Origin of the sequence: Haloplanus sp. (assembly GCF_028275055.1) — an archaeon.
Taxonomy (GTDB): domain Archaea; phylum Halobacteriota; class Halobacteria; order Halobacteriales; family Haloferacaceae; genus Haloplanus.
In genome coordinates, this window is record NZ_JAQCNJ010000061.1 from 1 (window position 1) to 19309 (window position 19309).

Consider the following 19309-nt stretch of genomic DNA (forward strand, 5'->3'; position numbering starts at 1 on the left):
TGGTCGACATCGAATCGACCATCGACGCCGTGACCGCCGGCGGCGCGGACGCGGTCCTCACGCAGAAGGGAATCGCCCCCCGCGTCCACGACAACAAGAACGGCGCGGGGTTCATCACTCACGTCAACGGCTCGACGAACATCGGGCCCGACGAGGCCGACAAACGCGAGACAGGCAGCGTCGAGGCGGCGCTCCGGGCCGGGGCCGACGCCGTCTCCTTCCACATCACCGTCGGTTCCGACTACGAACCGAAACAGATGAGCGACCTCGCTCGTGTAACCGAGCGTGCGACGGAGTTGGGGCTACCCACGCTGGCGATGGCGTACGCCCGCGGTCCCGATATCGCAGAGGACGACCCCGAGGCGCTCGCTCACGCCGTCCGTCTGGCGGAGGAACTCGGCGCAGACGTGGTGAAGACGGGCTACAGCGGCGACGGCGAGAGCTTCGGGCCGGTGTGTGCTGGCACGCGTCTGCCGGTCGTCATCGCCGGTGGCAGTCGCGGCACGGACCGCCAAACCGTCGATATGGTGCGGGGTGCGATGGACGGCGGGGCCGCCGGCGTCTCGATGGGGCGGTCGATCTTCCAACACGACGAACCGGGCGCGATCACTCGCGCCATTGCCGCGGTCATCCACGACGACGCGGGCGTCGACGAGGCGCTCCGGCGGGGTGGCTTGCTCGAAGCCTGAGCCCATTCGCCACGTTGAAACCACATCCCGTCGAGGTGTAGACAATGACACGGAGCGTGTGGCTGAAGGCCGACGGCGACGTCGGCGACTGGGAGCGACGGAAAGAACGCATCGTCGCCGGACTGGAGGCTGGCGTCGACTGGGTGCTCGTCGACGAGACGGACGTGGCGCGGGTGCGTGACCTCGGCGACGTGAACGTCGCGGCGTTCCGGGCCGACGCCGACCTCGTCGAAAACGCCGAACCCGAGGGAGCGACCGCCGACGCGTACGTCGTCGGCAAGAACGGTGAGGGCGACGGAACGATCGACCTCCCGCCCGACTTTTCAGGATCAGCCGACCTCTCGACGCTCCGCCGTGACGGCGACGCGCCACACGCCGCATATGTCCGTATCTTCGACGAGGCGTACGAGGGCTTCGCCGAGGCCGCGGCCGAGGCGGCCGACTACACCATCGTTGTCGCCGAGGACTGGGCGATCATCCCGCTGGAAAACCTCATCGCCCGCATCGGGTCGGAGACGGAACTGCTCGCGGGCGTCACGACCGCCGAGGAGGCGGGGACGGCCTTCGAGACGCTGGAGATCGGTGCCGATGGCGTGTTGCTAGACGCCGACTCCCCCGACGAGATCCGTGCCACCTGCGAGGTCCGCGACGCCGCCGACCGGGAACACCTCGACCTGCAGTACGCCGAGGTGACTGCCGTCGAGCGCACGGGCATGGCCGACCGGGTCTGTGTCGACACCGGATCGCTGATGCAGGACAGCGAGGGGATGCTCGTCGGATCGATGTCCCGTGGTCTCTTTTTCGTTCACGCCGAGACCGCAGAGTCGCCGTACGTCGCCTCGCGGCCCTTCCGAGTGAACGCCGGCGCGGTCCACGCGTACGCCCGGTCGCCCGGCGGCGACACGCGGTATCTCTCCGAACTCGCGAGCGGCGACGAGGTGCAGGTGGTCGACACCGACGGCGACACCCGGGAGGCCGTTGTCGGACGCGTCAAGATCGAGAAACGGCCGATGTTCCGGGTACAGGCCGAGGTCGAGGCCGAGGAGGGGGTCGACCGCATCGAGACGCTTCTCCAGAACGCCGAGACGATCAAGATCCACACCCGTGAGGGTCGGACCGCGGTCACCGACCTCGACAAAGGCGACGACGTGTTGGTCTATTACGAGGACGTGGCCCGCCACTTCGGCGAGGCGGTCGAGGAGAGCATCATCGAGAAGTGATCGAGCGATTCCGGGTCCCGACAGAAACGACCGCCCCCGACGGGTACACCAACGCCTACCTCGCCGACGGTCCCGGCGGGGCGGTTCTCGTCGATCCGGCCGGTCGGACCGACGCCCTCGACGCCGCCGTCGCGGCCCACGAGGTGGCCCACGTCGCGGTGACCCACGCGCACCCGGATCACGTCGGGGGCGTTGCGGCCTACGCCGACCGGACGGGGGCGACGGTCCACGCGCGTCTCGGCCACACGGACCGCTTCGCGGCCGCGACCGGTCGCGACCCGGACGACACGTTCACCGAGGGAGATCCTATTGGTTCCCTGACCGTTCTCGACACGCCGGGCCATGCGCCCGATCACGTGGCCTTCGAAACCACGGACGGCATCATCTGTGGCGATCTCGCCGTCGCAACGGGGAGCGTCGCCGTCGCCGCGCCAGAGGGCGATCTCCGGGCGTACATCGTCGCTCTCCGTCGCCTCTATGCCCGCGACCCGCCACGGCTCTACCCCGGTCACGGCCCGGTGATCGACGACCCGCGGGCGACCGTGTGTCGCCTGCTGGCCCACCGCCGCGAGCGCGAACGCCGGATCGTCCGCGCCGTCGATCAGGGAGCCGACACCGTCGACACCGTTGTGGCGGCGGCGTACGACCGCGACCTCTCGGGGGTCCGGGACCTTGCCGGCGGGACGGTCCGTGCCCATCTCGACAAACTCGCCGTTGAGGGCGGCGTCCGCTTCGACCGAGAGACCGGGCGGGTCGAACCGTCATAGCACGCCGGCGACGGCGTTTTGGGTCTCGACCTCCCACCGGTGGTATGGAGTCGTTGGAGTCCGAACTCGATCGGGCGCGTAACCTCGACGTGAGCGTTCTCGCCGACGCCGTCGAGTCGATCGGCTTCGAGTGTACTCGGTGTGGCGCGTGTTGCAAGTCCGAGGCCGACGATCCACACACCGCGACGGTGTTCCCCGACGAGGTGCGGGACCTGCAGGACGCGACCGACCGCGACTGGCGGGACGTGGCGCGACCGATGCCATACGGGCTCCGCGAGGGACCGGACGGCCCCGAAGGCGAGACCTTCGAGTGGGCCTTGGAGACCGACGCCTGTGGCGACTGTGTCTTCTACGAGGAGGCAGACGGCGACGGGACGTGTACCGTTCACGGCGACCGTCCGTTACTCTGCGAGACATACCCGTTCAGCGTCGCCCTCGGCGGGACGAGTCAGCCGATGGGTGAGGCCGTCGACGAGGCGGGGATGGTCCGGGCCCACGAGTGTGAGGGTCTCGGTCGCGACATCTCCCGGGCCGACGCCGAGGCGATGGCGCGGACGCTCAAAGAACGGGCGATCCGGGAACTGACCGAGGCGGTGGGTGTCCGCGACAACTACGACCCCGCCGACGTAGACACCGGTGCCGGCGAGGTGGTCGTCCACGACTCCGAGGGGCCGAAACGTTCCGACGGAACGCCGCGCTGACGGCGATACACCTTTAGGTGTTCCGACACAGGTGCGCGTGGAGGTTTACACTGTGGAAATTTCGGACGAACTGCTGTGTCTGTTCAGCGAACGTGTGCGGGAGGAGGACGGAACGTACGTGATCGAGGTGCCCCAACGCGAGGTAGACACCGGCGCGGTCGACCTCGGAGCCACCTACCGAGTCGCGCTCATCTCTGCGGACCGCGAGGCGGCCGAGGACGAGGCCTCGGCGTCCGAGACGCCGACATCGGAGCCACAACCCCCGGTCGAGGTTGGTGAGATCCGCTACGTCGAAATCGAGGATATCGGGAAACAAGGCGACGGCATCGCCCGCGTCGAACGCGGCTACGTCATCATCGTCCCTGGCGCGGAAATCGGCGAACGCGTCAAGATCGAGGTGACCGAGGTCAAATCCAACTTCGCCGTCGGCGAGATCATCGACGAGGATCTCTGAGGTCCACAAAATTCACCATAACGGCGGTACGACACAGGTCGCATGCATCGCCGTGCCCTCCTCTCGGCCTGTGTGACCGGTCTGACCGCGACCGCGGGGTGTCTCGGTGTTGGCCCCGGTAGCGACTGTCAGCGCGGTGCCGACCTGCGTCTGAACCCAGTGACGACGGCCGCGGTGGCCGACCGCGAGAGCGACTCGCTCGATACCCTCTCGCCACCGGAACGAGACGCCGTCTCGGCCGCCAGACGCGGCGACGCGTCGGCGCTGTGGGCGACCTCGACCCCGCTTTCCGGCGTCGATCATCTCGCTGCTGACGGGACGTACTACACCGTCACGACCTCACTCGTTTCGACCGTCGAACGGACCGGGTATGCCCTCTCGCTCGATACGGCGGCAGTCGAAGACACACCCGCCACCCGCCGTATCGCGCTTGACGACCTGCCCGACATCGACCGGACGGCGTTGTACGTTGCGCTCGGCTTCCCGGGCAGCCAGGAGATCGAACGGTTCGACCGCGCCCGGTCCGTCGCCATCGGTGGGACGCTTGTCTACCCCGACGACGCCCGGTCCCGCTCGGACCTCGTCCCCGATCCGTCGTACGAGACCATTCGGATCGGCGACCGTGACTTCCGGCTTGATCTTGGTGATCCCCGTCCGACGACGGTCGAGACACACCGGGTCGCGGTCGGCGCCATCACCGGGTCCGCCGCCGACTTCGCCGGACTGGTTTTCGACCGATACGGTGTCGAACTCGACCCCACCGACCTCTCGGCCGAGCAACGCGACATCGTCGAGGCGGCGACCGACGACGGTTACGACGAGTGTGCGCCCTACTCGGACGCCTACACCGACCTACAGGCCACGCTCGGTCGCGCCCCGGCGCGGACAGGAACTGCGGATGGGCCTGTGAGCGACACCCCCGCTCGGGTCGACTACGTCGACTACGAATCCGATTGGTACGCCGTCTCTCTCGCGGAGTACGTCGCCTAGTCCGCCGCGCCGACCGGTCCGAGGGTCGCGAACTTCGAGAGGTCGGTATCGAGGTCGATCTCCGACAATGATCCGTACGGTCGGTCGACGACGATGTCGCCTGCGGTCGACCGCCCGACCCCCGGCAGCATCCGGAGTTCGTCCATCGACGCGGCGTTCAGATCCAGCGGATAGGGGACGCCGGTCACCGACCGGTAGCCATGGTCGACCACGGCGACGTCGACGGTCGTCCCGAGTTCTCGTTCCCCCGGCAACCCGACGAGAAGCGCGTAGGTCCCCAACTGCCGGCCGAACGTTTTGCCGTCCTGATGATACTCGAGGTGGACGTCCGGGAGGACGGTCCCGGCCGGGACGACCCGGCGGAGCATCGGGCGGTCGATCTCCTCCCGGACCTCCTGTTTGTACTCCTGGAACAGGTCCTTGTGGTCGCGCGCGATGTCGGCCCCGGTGTCGCTCATCTCCGTGCCCGCGAAGGCCATCACCTGTCGGATGTTGATCCGACGGAGCATCAGGCCCTCGTCGTACACCCGTTCCAGAAACCGCTTGTTGTGTTCGAACGTCTCCCGGCGCTCACCCTGCAGGCCGTGGACGAGGTTGATTCCCGGAAGAAGTTTCGGCAGGCGATCCGCCGCGGCGTCGCCGTGGGTCGGCGCGTCGGCGGGGTCATCTCCCGGTCGCCACCCCGCCACCTCGTTGACGGCGCGGACGGCCTCCAGACACTCCTCGGCCGTGACGAGCAGGTTGTTTTGTTCCCGTACGACGGGATCGGCGGATTCGAGCCCGAACGCCGCAGTGTCGCCGGCGGTGTTGTGTTCGGCGATGATTCGGATCGCCTCGCGGGAGCGTTCCGGGTAGTCGACGATGGTGACTGGGTTCATATTGTCGAGATGGAGCGTTCCCAGATCCGGCGCGACCTCCCGGATACCGGCGTAGAGTCGTCGGAGTGCGTCGGGATTGGGGGCCTCGCCGTCACCGCCGAAGGCGAGAATGTCGGCTTGTCGACCCAGACGGAAGTGCCGAACTCCCCGGTCGTACAGCGCCCCGACCTCACGGACGACCGACTCGGCCGATCGGAAGCCGGGGTCGCCGTACAGGGGTTCGGTACAAAAGGAACACCGGTAGGCACAGCCACGCGAGGTTTCCAGTTCGGCGATCAGGTAGTCCGGATGATTGGGGTGGTCCTCGACGACGAACGCCCCTTTCGCCGCCCAACGGTCCAATTCCTCGTTGTCGCGCATTCGGTCGCCAAAGCCCTCTACCCCGCCGGCCACGAGGTCGTGGGCCGCCGCCTCGACGTCGCCCTTGGCGACGAAGTCGTAATCGAGGTCCTTTCGCTCCATCTCCTGACCGCCGGCGTTCTCGTCGCCGACACCGAAGCGGACGGGGCCGCCCATCAGCGTCGTTCCGTCCGCGGTCCAGGCGAGTTCCCGAACCTCGTCGGGTTCGGCCGGTGTCCCGCCGACGTATTTTCCGGGGACGGTCATCCCCCCGAGGTAGATCATGAGGTCGGCGTCGGCAACGTCGGCCCACTTCGACCGGTCGTCGCGGAGTTCGTCGATGGTGTGATAGGTGATCGATCCGGCGGGCACGCCGGCGTCGACGAGTGCCCCGGCGGTGAAGCGCGGATACGTCGAGACGTACGGCGGGACCCCGAAGTGTGCGGGTTCGTCGACGTAGCCGTCGACGATGGTGACCGCGAGGTCGGCGGGGTCGGTCATACGTCCCTATTCACGACGGACGCGTAAAACCGTATCCGTACGCGTCCGACACCCGCCGCCGCCGGTCGGGTGTTTCTCATCGTCCACCTTCCCTCGGGCCACCGGCCCGACGCGGGGCCGTCGTGTGTCCCCGCGTCACTTATGACCGTCGCGGCACTACCCGAGTGTATGCCCGACACGAAGGAACTCAAATGCACCAGCGGCGACTGCGAACTCGACATGTTCGAGAATCACTACACCTACGATATCGCTGACGATCACTCGGTCGATGACCTTTCTTGCCCGCTTTGTGGCGGGACCGACTGTCTCGAAGCGATCGAACTATGACCGGGTTCCGCGAGTTCGGGGAATCCGTCGCCGACGCCGTTCTCGAACGCGTCGGCCGCGGCGTCGGCAAGGTACAGGAGCGAAAGCCACTCCCCTACGATGTCTTGGAGGCCGACGACGCCTACCTCGTCGTCTTCGACGCACCGGGCGTCACCCGAAGCGACGTGCAGGTGCGGTATGTTGAGGGCGAGGTGCAGGTGCGGTTGGACCGTTTTCGTGATTTCCACGAGGGCTTCGAGATGCGCTTTCCCGGCCGCGGGCTTTCTCTCGACGGGCAGGCCCGCCTCCCGCCGGACGCCGACGTCGCCGCCGGGGAGGCTTCCGCCACCCTGAGCGACAACGGCACGCTCCGCGTCCGCGTCCCCAAGCGCTCGATCGGAACCGACGTGACGGTCCACGACGAAAACGGAAACGAGAACGAAAGCGGCTGACGGCTACGCCGACCCGAGGAATCCGCCGACGCCGCGGGCGGGGTAGCCGACGACGGCCGTCGCCCCGGCCGTTTTCAGTGATGCGACACGGTCGGCGACGGTTTCCGGCGTCCCCGTCAACGCGAAATCCGCCGCCGCGGCGAGCAACACCTCCCGGGTCCGACCGCCGGCGGCCGCCGAGGTGATCGGATCATCGGGCAACGCGCGTTTGACCGGGCGTCGGCGCCCCAGATACGGGCCGAGCGCGTCGAGTATCGCGTCCGCGTCGTCGGTGAGGACCGTCGGCGCGTACACGGCCATCTCCCCGTCCCAGCCCGCGGCCCGGAGCGCGCGACAGTCCCGTCGTGTCGACCGCCCGAGCAGGTCGAACTGCGTTCCGCCGACCGCGAGGGCAACGCGTTCGACGCCCTCGGTGCCGACCCACGCCTCCGGCGCGATCTCTCGGGCGGCCCGGAGGCGTGGTGCAACCGCCCGGTCGCGCTCCGCGTCGGTGAGATACGCCGGGTTGCCGGCGACGAGGATACGCCCGACACCCCCGGGGAGCCGGTCGAGACGGCTCCGGTCCCCGAGCGGATCGAAGCCGTCCGCCCGAACCGGCGTCGTCACACGGACCTGCTTCTCGGCGGCGACCGACCGAAGCGTCGCCGCGTCGGGAAGGTGGTCTCGCCCCTCGTAGTCGACGACCACCTCCGGAAGCGGCACGTCACACCCTCGCGCCACGTCACATTCGGTCGGTTTCAACGCTACGGCGTCGAGTCCCGTTCCCGTGACGGGTGCGTCCGTCTCCGCCCGGTCGATCCCCTCTCCCATTGCGGGACGCTACGTGCCGGACAACAAAGGCCTGTCGTTCACACCGGGAAGTCGGCGTCGGGGTCGACCACGCGGTCGACCTTCGGCGGCATCCGCCAGTTTGTCGCCAGTTCGAGCAACTGGACCAGCATCCGCCCGGTCGCCCCCCAGACCGTGTAGCCGCCGACATAGAAGAAATGCAGACGCACCTCGCCGTAGTGGGGATGATCACGACGCTCCGACTCGTAGTTGTCGCGGTCGGTCAGCTCCTCGACCGGCAACACCACGATCTCGGCCACCTCGCGCTCGTCGGGGACGTACTCGCGGTCGGGAATCCGAGAAACGAACGGGCGAACGGCGTACTCGCTGACCGTTTCGATGTCGTCCAACCGTCCGAGTACCCTGATCTCGTCGGCCCGAAGCCCGATCTCCTCGTTTGCTTCTCGGCGGGCCGTCGCTTCGAGGTCCGTGTCGCTGGGTTCGCGCCCGCCTCCGGGAAAGCTCATCTGCCCTGCGTGTTCGCCGAGATGGTCCGCACGCTTGGTGAACAGGAGCGCGTCGCTGCCGTCCCTGTCGACGACGGGCGCGATGACCGCCGCCTCCCGCTCCGCGTCGTCGACGGTCCGGGGTGTGTGGCGGCCAACGGCGTCCAGATTCATGCGCATCGTGTCCCGTGTCGGGCCGGAACCGACGTCGACGCCGACGCCGGCGTTGTCACCCCGACTGTTGCCTCCCGTGTAGCTGTGAGTCTCCTTTCAGTTGTGGGTTTCGACCGCGTCGTCGAGACGGTTCCGCACGTCGCTTACATCGGTCGATCCCCATGTCTCCAGGTCGTAGCTCACATCGACGAGCCGTTCGATCCGGTCGGCGTCGCCGGCGGCGACCGCCCGGGCGGCGTCGGCACGGAGGCGGCGTTCGACCGTCTCGACGAGCGCCGCCCGGTCGACCTCGCGATCCGGGATATCGAGGATGTGCGGTAGGTCCTCGGCCCCGTCGGGAAGGCTCGGAAACGCCACGGGCCCCGGCGTCAAAAGCGTCGTCTTCTCGCGGTCGACCGCGGCGAGGTAGTAGTCCGCAACCGCGGCGTCAACGGCGTTGCCGACCGTGTCGCGGTCGGCTGCCTCCCCTCGTTTGAACGCGAGTTCGTCGAGCGCGCGTTCGAGTTCCGACCGGGTCAGCGCGCCGAACAGGTCGACGACACCGGCGAGTTCGTCCCCGGTTTCTCTCCCGATCATCGGACCTCCTCCAGATCCGCGTCGGCGGTTTCGGCGATCCGTGCCGGCGACAGTGGGGTGTCACGCCACGCGGGAAGGCGCCGATCCACCCCGGGTGCCTCGATGGCCTCGGCGTACGCCGCCGCCTGTCGGACCTCGTCGCCCCGGTCGTAGGACAGTCCGTTGAACGCCGCGTCGAGTTCGTAGCTCCCGACGAGCGTCTCGGCGGCCTCGCGGTAGCGGTCGGGGAGCGTCCGGTACTCGGGGGTGACGCCGGCTTCCTCGACGATGCGGAGCAGGGCCGACGAGACGTGGCGGCACATCTCCGAGAGCCCGGTCGGCCCGCTCACCGAGCGGTGGTCGTGTTCGTACGTTCCTAGGTCGACCTGTGCGCTCCCCTCGAACCCGGCGTACTCGAAGGCGTCCCCAAGGGTGCCGACTTCGAGTCCCCACGACCGCTGTGGGCGGAGCCGCGCCACGAGGTCGGCCGTCGCCGCGAACTCGCCGGCCAGTGCGTAGCGAAACGACTCCAGATACCGGAGAACCGGTGCCTCGTGCGCTGCCCCGAGTGCACGCACCAGCGGGACGAAAAACAGCCGAAACAACCGCCCGTAGAGCCGTTCGTTCTCGACGCGTGCGTAATACCCCTTCGAGAACTCGTGGCCGTGGGCGAGCGGAAAGAGGAGTCGGGGCACGCCGGCCGCGGTGTAGCTTTTGGTGTCGGCGTCGTGGACGGCGACGAACTCCCGGTCGAGGGCCTGTCCTACCCCGAGCCACACGTCGCGTCCCTTGCCGAACTCGCCGTTGAGGCCGTGGTCGTCGAGCAGTTCTTCCAGACGCGGGCCGTTACACCACAGCACCGACAACGACAGATCGAAGCCGGTAAGCCAGTCGTGGAAGGGACCGACACGGTCGGCCGGCGCGCGAAGCGGGACGACAACGGCCGCCGGATCGACCCGTTCGAGTGCCGAGAGCACCCGGTCCGGGGCCAGCCCGCCGTATTCACGCTCCGTCATCGGAACGACGACCGTCGTCCGATCCGTCGGTGCCGACGGCGTCGGATCGGTCAGGTCGTGGAGCGTCGTCACGCGTTCTTGGACGTACTCCATTATCCCGTTCTGGGGGCGGCGCGGACAAAAGCCCGCGGATGGGACGCCGTCCGGGCACCGAGTTCGCGTGCCATCTCGAGTCGTCTCGACGGCTCACACCCATAGGACCGCCTCATCTTGACCCAGTACCGCTACGCCACCGCGCCGCCGTGTCGTTCGTTCCCGTTTCGACGGCTGTATGACACGGCTGGCCGACGTCGTGACCGGCCAGTCGGATCGTTTTTTAAACAGGAGAGCACAATGTATGGGTATGAAATCGACGCGAAAGGGTCTTCGTGACGGAGAACTCGAAAAGGACACCTACGAGCGGGTCACGTGTTCGGACTGTGAGAAGGTACTGAAAAAGGAGGACGACCCCGACGAGGTGTTCTCGGTTCGGATCTGTCCGGAGTGTGAACGTGAATGGAAGGATCTCCGGTAGTCACCCGAAGACGGCGTCGAACGCCCGTGCCCCCAGAGGATCGAACGTCCCCGCCGCGATGTCTTCGGCGACGTGGTCCGGGTCGCTCGTCCCAACGAGCGCGCAGGTGACGCCCGGTGCGCTCCGCGCGAAGTTGACCGCTCGCTGGGCCGGGGTCTCCCCCTCCAGTTTGGCGTCGACGCTCGATGGAATCCCGTTCCGGGCGGCCAACTCGCCGCCAGCGAGACTCGCGCTTGCGAACACGTCGATGTCTAAGGCGTGTGCCACCTCAAGCGCCGACCGCCGCCCACCCTCGAACTCGTGGGTGGGCGTGGTGAACGCGTCGGCCATGACGACGTTGAACGGGAGTTGGATCGCTTCGAACCCGCTTGTCTCGTGGCCAACGGTCTCCGCGGCGGACCGAGCGCGCTCCACCACCGTGGAGAGCGACAGGTAGGCGTCGTCCGCCGGCGGGACACGGAACGCGTCCCACGTCGCCACGCCGTAGCCGCCGATGTCGCCCGCGTCGACCCGGTGCTCCAGTCGCTCGAAGGTCGCTTCCAACTGGTTGTACACCGCCTGCCTGGAGCGGACCCGGCACTGTGTCTCGGGGTTGTGGACGTAGTAACAATCGATCGTTCCGACGCCGAGGGCGTCAAGCGAGCGGTCCAGCGACGCCTCGATGGCCGCGGGCGCGATGCAGTGGCGGCCTGCCGCGATGTCGTCGTCGTCGACGGGACCGGATTCGACGAACCGTTCGCGGACGTACGCTTCCGGATCGCCCGGTTGCTCGCCGTCGAACGGCAGGAATCCTCCCTTCGTGGTCACGGCGACAGCCTCGCGCTTAACCTCCGCTCCGTTGAGGGCCCGCCCGACGACCCGCTCGCTCCGTCCACACCGATAGTTGACCGCGGTATCGACGACGTTACACCCACCCTCAACACCGGCGACCAGCGCTCGCTCGTAGCGCTCGTCGACTGCGTCGGTCGGCTCCCCGAGGTACGTCCCGAGGCCGACGCTGGAGACGACACCGGGACCAAACCGGCGGAAGTAGGTTCGACCGAACCTGTCCCCGAAGCGGTCGCGATATCTCCACGTGGCGCTGGCGGTAGCCATGCGTTCGTTACACCCTTCGAGGGGAAAAGACGGGCGTTACACGTCGCCCCCGAGCGCCCGCCGCAGGCGGTCGGTGAACGTCTTCCGACGCGCAGGCCAGCCAAACTCGTCACCGTCGAGAGGGACCTGTCCGCCACCCATCCGGGCGTGCCCGCCGCCGTTCGCCCCCGGAATCTCGTCCAGTGCGGCCTCGATTGACCGGCCCATGTGGACCCGGTCGTCCCGCGACCGCCCCGAGAGGTGGAGCACGTCGTCCCGGATGCCACAGACGATGGCGGCCGTGATCCCTTCGAGCAGAATGAGTTCGTCCGCGGCTTGGGGAATGGCGTCCACATTCGACACCTCGCCCACGTCGCTGATAGCGAACGGTCCCTGCACGTCGCGCCCGCGGATCGCCCGGGCCTTGATATCGAGCACCTCGGCGCTCACCTGCGGGTTGGCAATACGGTCGAGAAGGGTATCGTCAACGCCGGGTGCGAGGTATCCGCTCGTATCGAAGTCGGCGGGGGCAATGCCTGCGGTGAGCCGGTTGGTATCCGTGAGAATGCCGTAAAAAAGGCCCGTCGACAGCTTCGAGTGGACCGTGTATCTCGCGTCCACCTCGCTCTCGTGGCTCTCCGGCGGGACCGGTGTGGCGTTGAGGTCACTGAAATACTCCCCAATCACGCTGGAACAGGCGCCGTACTCCGTCCGAACGTCGGTGAAGGCGTCCCCGCTCCCATCGCCGGGATGGTGGTCGACAACCGCAACCGGGCTGATCTCCTCGGAGCCGCTGAATCCACGCGCACGGTTGTGATCGACAAGAATGACGGCCTCCGAGGCGAGGTCTGACGCCCGCTCGATACGAACGAGGTCTACCTCAAGCACGTTTCGGAACACGCGGTTTTCCTGATGACGGACCTGTCCGGGGAACCGGATGGACGCATCGGTCCCGACCTGTTCGGCCAGGGAGGCGACACCCATCGCGGCCGCCATCGCGTCAGGATCCGGATCCGGGTGGGTCAACACCGCCACGTCGTCGTGTTCCGCCAACAACGACGCGAACCGGACGCCGGCGGGCCGTGTGAACCGGTAGAGAACGTACCCCCCGAACAACAGGACAACGAGGCCGATAGCCGCCCCTGCCACCAACTCGGGATGTGACTGCGCGACCGCCATCGCACGCCGAACGAGGTTCTCGGCCACGACCGACATACCCGTTTCGACTCAGCCGAGGGGTAAGAGTATTCTCCTATTCCGGCCTCTGCGGTCCGACCGGACTCCCCGATCAGGGCGAACCGAAGGCGTCGATGGCCGGCCGGAAGCCGTCGTAGACGGTTGAAAATCGGAGATCGTAGCCGAGTTCGTGGAGACGGTCGTTGGCACAGCGCTTGTTCACACGGACCCGTCGACTCACCGTTCCCTCCGTCGCTGCCGCTCGCTCCTCGACGGTCCACTTTTCGGGCGGGTCGACGCCGCACTCCGCTGCCAGCCAGTCCGCGAACGCGTGCTTCGAGACGGGGTCGTCGTCGACGCCGAGGACCACCTCGCCGCGCGCCCGGTCCGTCGTCAGGATGTGGCCCACCACACCCGCGGCGTCGTCACGGTGGATCGAGTTGAGGTACCCTTCGGTGACCGGCCCGTTGAGGTAGCGATCCATCCGATACCGGTCGGGTCCGTACAGTCCGCCAAAGCGCACGACCGTGCCGTCCATCGGCGACGCGTCGAGCGCGACTTGCTCCGCCGACAACAACACCTCCTGTCGTCCGGTCGCGGGGTCAGGGGTTGTCGATTCATCGACCCAGCCGCCGTCGTGGTCGCCGTACACGCCGGTGCTTGAGGTGTAGACGAGCCGATCCGGCGGCGACGCCCGCGTGCCAAGCGCCTCAACGACGGTCCGGAGCCCGTCCACGTACGCCGTCCGCGCCGCGTCGACACCGCGGCCATCTGCACTCGCCGCGTACACGGCCCAGTCCACGCTAGGGACGGCCGACAGCGACTCCGGGTCGGTCACGTCCGCACGGACGGCCTCGAAGCCGGCGGCCTCGATGTCGTCGAGGCCCGCCGTCGACCGCCGAACACCCACCACATCGTGGCCGGCGTCGGTCAGTTTTTTTCCGAGTTCGATGCCGACGTAGCCACAGCCGAGGATCGCGACGCGCACGGCGATCAGGGGGCGTTCCGTCCCGCGACGTAGCTGTGGATCGCGGCGAGTTCGTCCAGCGTCAGCCGGATGCGGCCCTCGATGGCCTGCTGAATCTCCTGCCCGGAGAGGTCGAGGCTGACGTTCGACGCGATGGTATCGACATCGAGAACGCCGGTCGTCATCCCCATCAGCAGGTAGTCACGTACCTGTTGGACGATGGCGTCGGCGTCCCGACCCTCGGTTTCGGCGGCGAGAATCGACGCCGCCTCCGACAGCGTCAGTTCTGGCGACTCCCCGCCTGCGAGCGCGGCGACCGTCTCGGTCGGCAGGCCGGCTGCGGTGGCAACGGTTTCGATCCCCCTCGCGTCGACTACCGCACGGAGTTCGTCGTTGTAGGCGTCGCGGAGCTGTTGTGGTGACCTCGTTTCGGGGTCGTCGACGGCGTCGTGGAGCATACACCTGATGGGACCCCCGCAGACAAAAGGGTTCACTCCGTATCGCGACAGGCCGTCGCGGCCCACGACGTACATCCCGGCCGTGGCCACGTCCCCGCACGCTCCTCACGTTCCCCGTCGACATCGCCAACGCCGCCGCGCCCCGGCGGGACGGCCACCGCGACGGCCGTCTTCGTCTCGAAGTCGACACGTTCGTCGCGGCCGAGACGCTCCTTGTCGCCGTCGCTGTCCACATTGACCCGTACCGTCGACCCGTCGCGGACGTACCGGACCGTACCACCCGGTGTCGGTCCACCACGCCGGGTCCGCAGGCTGAACCGGGCGTACGCCCCCCGGACGGACACCGACCAGACGTTGATCGTCGCGTACCAGTAGCCCGGAACCGGCGCGACCGGTAACCCCGCTGGCATCGCATCGAGTGTTTCGTTCAATCGGTCGGTGACGACTCGATCGGTTGCCGTGTCCGCCATATCGGCCATCGCACGCTCACGGACCTGCTTCAGCGTCGTGTCGACTCGACTCTGTGCGACGGTTCCGGCCCGTGTCGTAAGCGTCCGGTCGAATGCCGTCTCCAACCGCGCTTCGATCCGGTCGACCCGTCCCGATTCCGTTCCGGACGCACGCGCGTCCGCCTCGACCGCGATCGCACTGGCGAGCGAGCCGTTTTCCGCCGCTAGCGCCCGATGGCCCGGCGTGTCCCACCGGCCGAACCCTCCAGCGACCGCGGCACGCGTCTCCCGACGGGAAAGGCGTGTCTCCGCGCGGACGACGTGTCGACTCCTGTCGCGCAGCGTGTCGACCGACCGCGAGACGGCCGGCCGGAGGTCGTCTGGGGGGCCTCGGGTCGAGTTATTTTCTGCCCTACTGGCCGTATTCAACGCTCGTGCCGCCGTCCGTAGCCTCACCCGCGAGGATCGAGTGCTTTCGCGTCCGGCCACCGAGTCGGCCGCGTCACCGTACGGCGCGGCAAACAGATTGACGTTCTCGGTCGTGAGCGGGTGGTACGACCGCGACGGCGGGACGCCGACGGCGCGGTCGTGGGTCACCGACGCGACGGTGAGATACGCCGGCGAACCATCGGGGACGACGGTTACCGCTTCCGCCGGCGTCACTCCGTTCCGACCGATCGGTGCGCCCGTCGGTCCCGTCAAATGCCGACCGGTCTCAAGCGTCCGGTAGAGCGAACGCGGCGACTCGACTCCAGCGCGGCCGAGTACCCGATCGAATGCCTGTCGCCGTTTTTCATGACCGGTCGCCTGCCGCTCCAGACGGCTGATCGTCGCGTCCACCAGCGCCGCCCGCGCCGCTACCCGCGCCCGATCTGCCGCCGCGTGATATCGGTCCGGCGGCCCGATCAACTCCGCCCGGCGTCTGCGGAGGTCCGAAGCGAGTCGCCTCGGCGGGTTGGCCGTGTACGTCGCGATCCGTCCCGCCTCGACGGCGGTGGAGGCGTTCGAGAGCCGACCACGGAGCACCGATAGATCCCCGTTCACCCACGGTCGAAGGGTAGAGGGTCGGTCTCCGTGGACGACACGCTCGCGTACACCGAGGCTGTCGTTGGCGACGGCGACCGCCACACCGTCCCGACCACCCTGGTCGCCGACGAGTTGCCGTTCCGCTTTATCTTGTACGTCGGCCAAATTCGGTCCGTCGACCGGCTCGCCCGGTTCGAACGTCGGATGGGTGGGACGGTCGGGTGCCGTCCCGTTCGGTGCGTACTCGCCGATCAGCGCCACGCCGACCCGATACCGCTCGGTCCACTCGCCGTCCGTCGTCACCGTCCGGTTTCCCTGTCGCCACGTCCATTCCACGTGCCGGTCAAGGATCACACGCCGGCTGAACGCCGCAAAGCGGCGCCGGTCTGGGCCGGCTTCAGGGGGCGGCGTGGTGCTCGCGTCGGTTTCGGCGGTCACCGTCACCTCGGTGTCGTCGAGACTCCACGCCCCGCCCGGAGCTTCCGGCTCCGGCCGCGGTTCGCTGTGTGTCTCCTGACGCGACGTTCGGAGTTCGGCCTCGACGCGGTACGCGGACCGAAAGAGATCATCGAGCGACCGGTTCGACCGCACCGCCTCGGTTCGGAGCCCGACCGCCGCCCGACCAGGGATCGATCCGGTGCCGACGTCGATCCGTCCGCCGGGTGACGGGGCGTCACCGCTTCCCACGAGTCGTGTGTCTCCAGCCCCGCTCGCGTTCCGCCTCTCGTTCGGGCGCGGGACGACACGATCAACCCACGACTGGTTGGCATCTGTCGCCGCGGTGAGCTCACGAGCGCCGAATTCGAGAGCCGCCCGTCGCGTTGCCCGCCGCCCGGCGGGGTCGCTCCGGCCGAGGGACGATCGCTGTGTCGCAAGCAGGGCGGTGTTTGTCGATATCTCGACGTGGCGGGTTGTGACGACGTTCGTTATCGGCGCCCCGCTGTACTGGGCGTAGCCGCGCGCCCACGCGATGGGGTAGAGTCGCGCGGTCAGCCGCCGTCCCAACCCCGGACCGTCCAGCGGAGCTCGGTTGAGTCGCCTTTCGAACGTCGTGGCCCGGTTGTGCAGGGTCAGCACCGGTGTCGTCACCGTCACCGTCCACGTCCGGCGCTCACCCGCGACGATCCGACCGCCCTTACGAGCGGAGACGGTCAGATTCCTGACCGTCACCCGGATCGCCGTTCCGTTTCCGACGGCTTCAATTTCGATTCGATCCATCGCCCGTCCGAGTTCCGCTGGCGTCGTCGCCTCAGGGAGCGACGCAACGGCGGTCACGTCACCCCGCCGGTAGCGGGTGGTCTTGAGACGGTCTCTGAGGGTCACATAGATCCGGAGGCGTAACGCGTCCCGAAACGGTCGAGCGTCGCTCAGGAGTCGTCCGTAAGGTGTCGCCGCGGGATCGGTCACCGGTTCCGTCGCTGCCGCTCGCGACGCCTCACCGACGGCCGACCGGACCGTTTCCGTTGTAGCGGCCTCGACCCGCTCCATCGCGATGTCGGCATCGTGGTCCACCTGATCCGGGCCGCGGGTACCGATGCCCGCCGCGAACGTCGACGCACCGACTAAGAGGAGAACGCCAACGAGCGCGAACGGGACGCGTGCCCGCCGGTCCTCGGCAAAGCGTGTCACGGCCACGTCCTGACCGTGATTCGCACGCGACCAAGGCTGACTCGCTCGCTCGCCGCTCGCGCCGACGTGTTCGTGGCACGGAGATCACTCGCCACCCGATCCGAGACGGCCACTGCGAGGCGGTCGTTGGCATCGCCTACTCCACCGCTCGACAGACGTGTTGGTCCGTCGACACCGAACCGCTCCGCTACACGCCGGTAGTGGTGTCGAACCACGGCCGAAACAGGGCGGGCCTCGCCGGCGGCGACGCGGGTCCGTGTCGGCGGAAACAGCCCCTCGACGAACCCCGCAGCTATCACGTCGGCGACCCCTTCGATGCCTCGCGTCTGTGCGGCGTCTCGCGCCTCGTCATGCCGGGCCGGCAGGCCACTTGAAACGGTCATGCTCGCGGCGTGAACCGGTACGTCCGGAGGTGGTCGCGCGCCAACGGCGACGCGCCCCTCTATCGACGACCCCGGATGTGGACGCCAGACGGCCGTGACCCGCGTGTGGTTCTCCCGGATCGCTCCCCTGACCGTACTCGCAACCGCCCGCCCGAGTCCGTCACGGGTGTGTGATATCCGGCGCCCGTCGACCGTAACCCGGCCGACCGCCGCGCGTGCGAGGAGTTCCGCCAGCGTCCCGTAGGCGGTCCGGTCGAACGACGAACCCCCTGCCTCGCCGGTCGGGTCAAGCGTGTAGTTCACCGACGCCGTCGTTGTCGCGAGCGTCGATGACACCTCCGGCGCGCGACCCTCACCCGCCGTCTCCCGTGGCGTGGAGGTCGTCACGGTCACCACCGCACCGCTGATCAGAAGGAGACAAAGCACCCCATCGAGAACGGTACTTGTCATGTCCACACCTCCACACGGACGCGACCCGGGCGGATCCGAGCCGGCCCGATTCGGACGCCGATCCGGCGCGCTGCCGTCTCCGTGTTAACCGTCCCGGGCGGGGTCGGTCCGGCGCCCCACCGCCGACCGGCCGCGGCGACGGTAACGTTCACACGGTAGCCCGCTGGCCCTGCCTGCCGTGCCCGGGCCGTTCGACTCGGCTCGACGGTGCCACCGGACGCGAGAACGTCGACGACGCGATCAAGCGTCGGCGGCGCGACCGATCGTTTCTCCTCGGGGGTAGCTCCGTTGATGACGGTCGCATAGGCCGAAACGGCTGCACACACCACTACGAGAACAACGAGCGCGGCGGTCGGTTCGACCTGCCCTTTGTCCTCAGCCGACGAGCGTGACATCACACCCCTCCCAGACGACGTGTCTGACGACCAGTTGTCCCTCGGCCGACCGCCAGCGTGGTGGCCGGTCCCGTGCTCGCCTCCCGGCCGCACAAAGCGCCTCTCCGGAGGTGAAACGCGTCCCCGGGGGAGCCCCGTGGAGTATCGCGGTCAGCGGGTCGGACCCGGACACGGGTGTCACGGGACCGAACGCAAATGTCGCATGGGCCGTCCCGGCGTCGTTCCGGAGCCCGATCCCTTCGGGTTCGACCCGGATCGCCCGTGCATCGAGCGGATGCTTGGCGGTCGCGGGATGTGCCGTCGCCGCCGTTCGGTCGACCGTTCCGGCCGCGTCGGTGGCTGCTGGTGGCGGTGCGGTCGGAAGCGCCGCAGCAACGCCAACTAGTGCGACACTCGCGATTGAGAGTCCGAGCCAGGTGTACCACGCATCGATCGGAACACCGAACATGGTCCGGGATGGTCCCGTTACCGC

Annotated in this window: 22 protein-coding genes; 9 read left to right on the forward strand and 13 right to left on the reverse strand. The window is 68.1% G+C overall.

Annotated elements, in window-relative coordinates; genetic code table 11:
• From Q0925_RS08290 to Q0925_RS08315, 6 genes are all read left to right on the forward strand, one after another.
• Nucleotides 1-689: 2-amino-3,7-dideoxy-D-threo-hept-6-ulosonate synthase (locus Q0925_RS08290; RefSeq protein WP_299334025.1), on the forward strand; the 689-nt coding region annotated here is incomplete at its 5' end.
• Nucleotides 690-733: 44 nt separating this feature from the next.
• On the forward strand, nt 734-1909 hold the full coding sequence (locus Q0925_RS08295; RefSeq protein WP_299334027.1) for a 3-dehydroquinate synthase II: 1176 nt from the start codon (nt 734-736) through the stop codon (nt 1907-1909).
• Nucleotides 1906-2676 carry an MBL fold metallo-hydrolase gene (locus Q0925_RS08300; RefSeq protein WP_299334031.1) on the forward strand — a complete coding sequence of 257 codons (771 nt, stop codon included), beginning with the start codon at nt 1906-1908 and terminating at the stop codon, nt 2674-2676. The genes Q0925_RS08295 and Q0925_RS08300 overlap by 4 nt, the downstream gene beginning before the upstream one ends.
• Before the next feature lie 44 nt (nt 2677-2720).
• On the forward strand, nt 2721-3377 hold the full coding sequence (locus Q0925_RS08305; protein WP_299334035.1) for a YkgJ family cysteine cluster protein: 657 nt from the start codon (nt 2721-2723) through the stop codon (nt 3375-3377).
• A 52-nt stretch (nt 3378-3429) separates the two neighbouring features.
• On the forward strand, nt 3430-3831 hold the full coding sequence (locus Q0925_RS08310; protein ID WP_299334038.1) for a TRAM domain-containing protein: 402 nt from the start codon (nt 3430-3432) through the stop codon (nt 3829-3831).
• A 42-nt stretch (nt 3832-3873) separates the two neighbouring features.
• The gene (locus tag Q0925_RS08315) at nt 3874-4821 is read left to right on the forward strand and encodes a hypothetical protein (RefSeq protein WP_299334041.1); all 948 of its coding nucleotides are present in this window, start codon (nt 3874-3876) and stop codon (nt 4819-4821) included.
• On the opposite strand, the gene Q0925_RS08320 is transcribed toward Q0925_RS08315, so the two are convergent.
• Complete coding sequence (locus Q0925_RS08320) at nt 4818-6539, reverse strand: radical SAM protein (protein WP_299334043.1); 1722 nt, start codon at nt 6537-6539, stop codon at nt 4818-4820. The genes Q0925_RS08315 and Q0925_RS08320 overlap by 4 nt on opposite strands.
• A 168-nt stretch (nt 6540-6707) precedes the next feature.
• On the opposite strand from Q0925_RS08320, the gene Q0925_RS08325 reads away from it, so the two are divergent.
• Together Q0925_RS08325 and Q0925_RS08330 are read left to right on the forward strand one after the other, a co-directional pair.
• Entirely contained in the window at nt 6708-6866 is a 159-nt protein-coding gene (locus Q0925_RS08325; protein WP_299334045.1) for a DUF7559 family protein, read from the forward strand.
• On the forward strand, nt 6863-7297 hold the full coding sequence (locus Q0925_RS08330) for an Hsp20/alpha crystallin family protein (protein WP_299334048.1): 435 nt from the start codon (nt 6863-6865) through the stop codon (nt 7295-7297). The genes Q0925_RS08325 and Q0925_RS08330 overlap by 4 nt, the downstream gene beginning before the upstream one ends.
• Nucleotides 7298-7300: 3 nt before the next feature.
• On the opposite strand, the gene Q0925_RS08335 is transcribed toward Q0925_RS08330, so the two are convergent.
• The 4 genes from Q0925_RS08335 to Q0925_RS08350 form a co-directional block, all read right to left on the reverse strand.
• Nucleotides 7301-8107, reverse strand: a complete 807-nt coding sequence (locus Q0925_RS08335; protein ID WP_299334051.1) for a DUF7388 family protein — start codon at nt 8105-8107, stop codon at nt 7301-7303.
• A 38-nt stretch (nt 8108-8145) separates the two neighbouring features.
• Nucleotides 8146-8745, reverse strand: a complete 600-nt coding sequence (locus tag Q0925_RS08340) for an NUDIX hydrolase (RefSeq protein ID WP_299334108.1) — start codon at nt 8743-8745, stop codon at nt 8146-8148.
• Between the two features lie 96 nt (nt 8746-8841).
• Complete coding sequence (locus tag Q0925_RS08345) at nt 8842-9318, reverse strand: DUF7109 family protein (protein WP_299334111.1); 477 nt, start codon at nt 9316-9318, stop codon at nt 8842-8844.
• Nucleotides 9318-10409, reverse strand: a complete 1092-nt coding sequence (locus Q0925_RS08350) for a glycosyl transferase family 2 (RefSeq protein WP_299334053.1) — start codon at nt 10407-10409, stop codon at nt 9318-9320. The genes Q0925_RS08345 and Q0925_RS08350 overlap by 1 nt, the downstream gene beginning before the upstream one ends.
• Before the next feature lie 250 nt (nt 10410-10659).
• Here Q0925_RS08350 and Q0925_RS08355 point away from each other — a divergent pair, with 250 nt between their 5' ends.
• Entirely contained in the window at nt 10660-10830 is a 171-nt protein-coding gene (locus Q0925_RS08355; protein WP_299334056.1) for an HVO_0758 family zinc finger protein, read from the forward strand.
• On the opposite strand, the gene Q0925_RS08360 is transcribed toward Q0925_RS08355, so the two are convergent.
• The 8 genes from Q0925_RS08360 to Q0925_RS08395 form a co-directional block, all read right to left on the reverse strand.
• A complete protein-coding gene (locus tag Q0925_RS08360) occupies nt 10831-11925 on the reverse strand; it encodes an aldo/keto reductase (RefSeq protein WP_299334060.1) in 1095 nt (364 codons plus the stop codon).
• A 36-nt stretch (nt 11926-11961) separates the two neighbouring features.
• Nucleotides 11962-13119 carry a DHH family phosphoesterase gene (locus tag Q0925_RS08365; protein WP_299334063.1) on the reverse strand — a complete coding sequence of 386 codons (1158 nt, stop codon included), beginning with the start codon at nt 13117-13119 and terminating at the stop codon, nt 11962-11964.
• A 73-nt stretch (nt 13120-13192) separates the two neighbouring features.
• Complete coding sequence (locus tag Q0925_RS08370; protein ID WP_299334066.1) at nt 13193-14068, reverse strand: SDR family oxidoreductase; 876 nt, start codon at nt 14066-14068, stop codon at nt 13193-13195.
• A gap of 5 nt (nt 14069-14073) precedes the next feature.
• On the reverse strand, nt 14074-14505 hold the full coding sequence (locus Q0925_RS08375) for a DUF5791 family protein (protein ID WP_299334069.1): 432 nt from the start codon (nt 14503-14505) through the stop codon (nt 14074-14076).
• 32 nt (nt 14506-14537) lie between these two features.
• Complete coding sequence (locus tag Q0925_RS08380) at nt 14538-17609, reverse strand: DUF7286 family protein (RefSeq protein WP_299334073.1); 3072 nt, start codon at nt 17607-17609, stop codon at nt 14538-14540.
• Nucleotides 17606-18442 carry a DUF7284 family protein gene (locus Q0925_RS08385; protein WP_299334078.1) on the reverse strand — a complete coding sequence of 279 codons (837 nt, stop codon included), beginning with the start codon at nt 18440-18442 and terminating at the stop codon, nt 17606-17608. The genes Q0925_RS08380 and Q0925_RS08385 overlap by 4 nt, the downstream gene beginning before the upstream one ends.
• On the reverse strand, nt 18439-18837 hold the full coding sequence (locus tag Q0925_RS08390) for a DUF7285 family protein (protein WP_299334082.1): 399 nt from the start codon (nt 18835-18837) through the stop codon (nt 18439-18441). Before Q0925_RS08390 ends, Q0925_RS08385 begins: the two co-directional genes overlap by 4 nt.
• Nucleotides 18818-19285 carry a DUF7283 family protein gene (locus Q0925_RS08395; RefSeq protein ID WP_299334085.1) on the reverse strand — a complete coding sequence of 156 codons (468 nt, stop codon included), beginning with the start codon at nt 19283-19285 and terminating at the stop codon, nt 18818-18820. Before Q0925_RS08395 ends, Q0925_RS08390 begins: the two co-directional genes overlap by 20 nt.
• Nucleotides 19286-19309: the final 24 nt, after the last annotated feature.

Excerpts from the sequence above, each read along its gene's own strand:
- Q0925_RS08355 (WP_299334056.1), top strand. The coding sequence starts at position 10,660 with ATGAAATCGACGCGAAAGGGTCTTCGTGACGGAGAACTCGAAAAGGAC.
- Q0925_RS08365 (WP_299334063.1), bottom strand. The coding sequence starts at position 13,119 with ATGTCGGTCGTGGCCGAGAACCTCGTTCGGCGTGCGATGGCGGTCGCG.
- Q0925_RS08330 (WP_299334048.1), top strand. The coding sequence starts at position 6,863 with ATGACCGGGTTCCGCGAGTTCGGGGAATCCGTCGCCGACGCCGTTCTC.
- Q0925_RS08340 (WP_299334108.1), bottom strand. The coding sequence starts at position 8,745 with ATGAATCTGGACGCCGTTGGCCGCCACACACCCCGGACCGTCGACGAC.
- Q0925_RS08335 (WP_299334051.1), bottom strand. The coding sequence starts at position 8,107 with ATGGGAGAGGGGATCGACCGGGCGGAGACGGACGCACCCGTCACGGGA.
- Q0925_RS08390 (WP_299334082.1), bottom strand. The coding sequence starts at position 18,837 with ATGTCACGCTCGTCGGCTGAGGACAAAGGGCAGGTCGAACCGACCGCC.
- Q0925_RS08350 (WP_299334053.1), bottom strand. The coding sequence starts at position 10,409 with ATGGAGTACGTCCAAGAACGCGTGACGACGCTCCACGACCTGACCGAT.
- Q0925_RS08315 (WP_299334041.1), top strand. The coding sequence starts at position 3,874 with ATGCATCGCCGTGCCCTCCTCTCGGCCTGTGTGACCGGTCTGACCGCG.
- Q0925_RS08305 (WP_299334035.1), top strand. The coding sequence starts at position 2,721 with ATGGAGTCGTTGGAGTCCGAACTCGATCGGGCGCGTAACCTCGACGTG.
- Q0925_RS08320 (WP_299334043.1), bottom strand. The coding sequence starts at position 6,539 with ATGACCGACCCCGCCGACCTCGCGGTCACCATCGTCGACGGCTACGTC.
- Q0925_RS08385 (WP_299334078.1), bottom strand. The coding sequence starts at position 18,442 with ATGACAAGTACCGTTCTCGATGGGGTGCTTTGTCTCCTTCTGATCAGC.
- Q0925_RS08360 (WP_299334060.1), bottom strand. The coding sequence starts at position 11,925 with ATGGCTACCGCCAGCGCCACGTGGAGATATCGCGACCGCTTCGGGGAC.
- Q0925_RS08375 (WP_299334069.1), bottom strand. The coding sequence starts at position 14,505 with ATGCTCCACGACGCCGTCGACGACCCCGAAACGAGGTCACCACAACAG.
- Q0925_RS08395 (WP_299334085.1), bottom strand. The coding sequence starts at position 19,285 with ATGTTCGGTGTTCCGATCGATGCGTGGTACACCTGGCTCGGACTCTCA.
- Q0925_RS08295 (WP_299334027.1), top strand. The coding sequence starts at position 734 with ATGACACGGAGCGTGTGGCTGAAGGCCGACGGCGACGTCGGCGACTGG.
- Q0925_RS08325 (WP_299334045.1), top strand. The coding sequence starts at position 6,708 with ATGCCCGACACGAAGGAACTCAAATGCACCAGCGGCGACTGCGAACTC.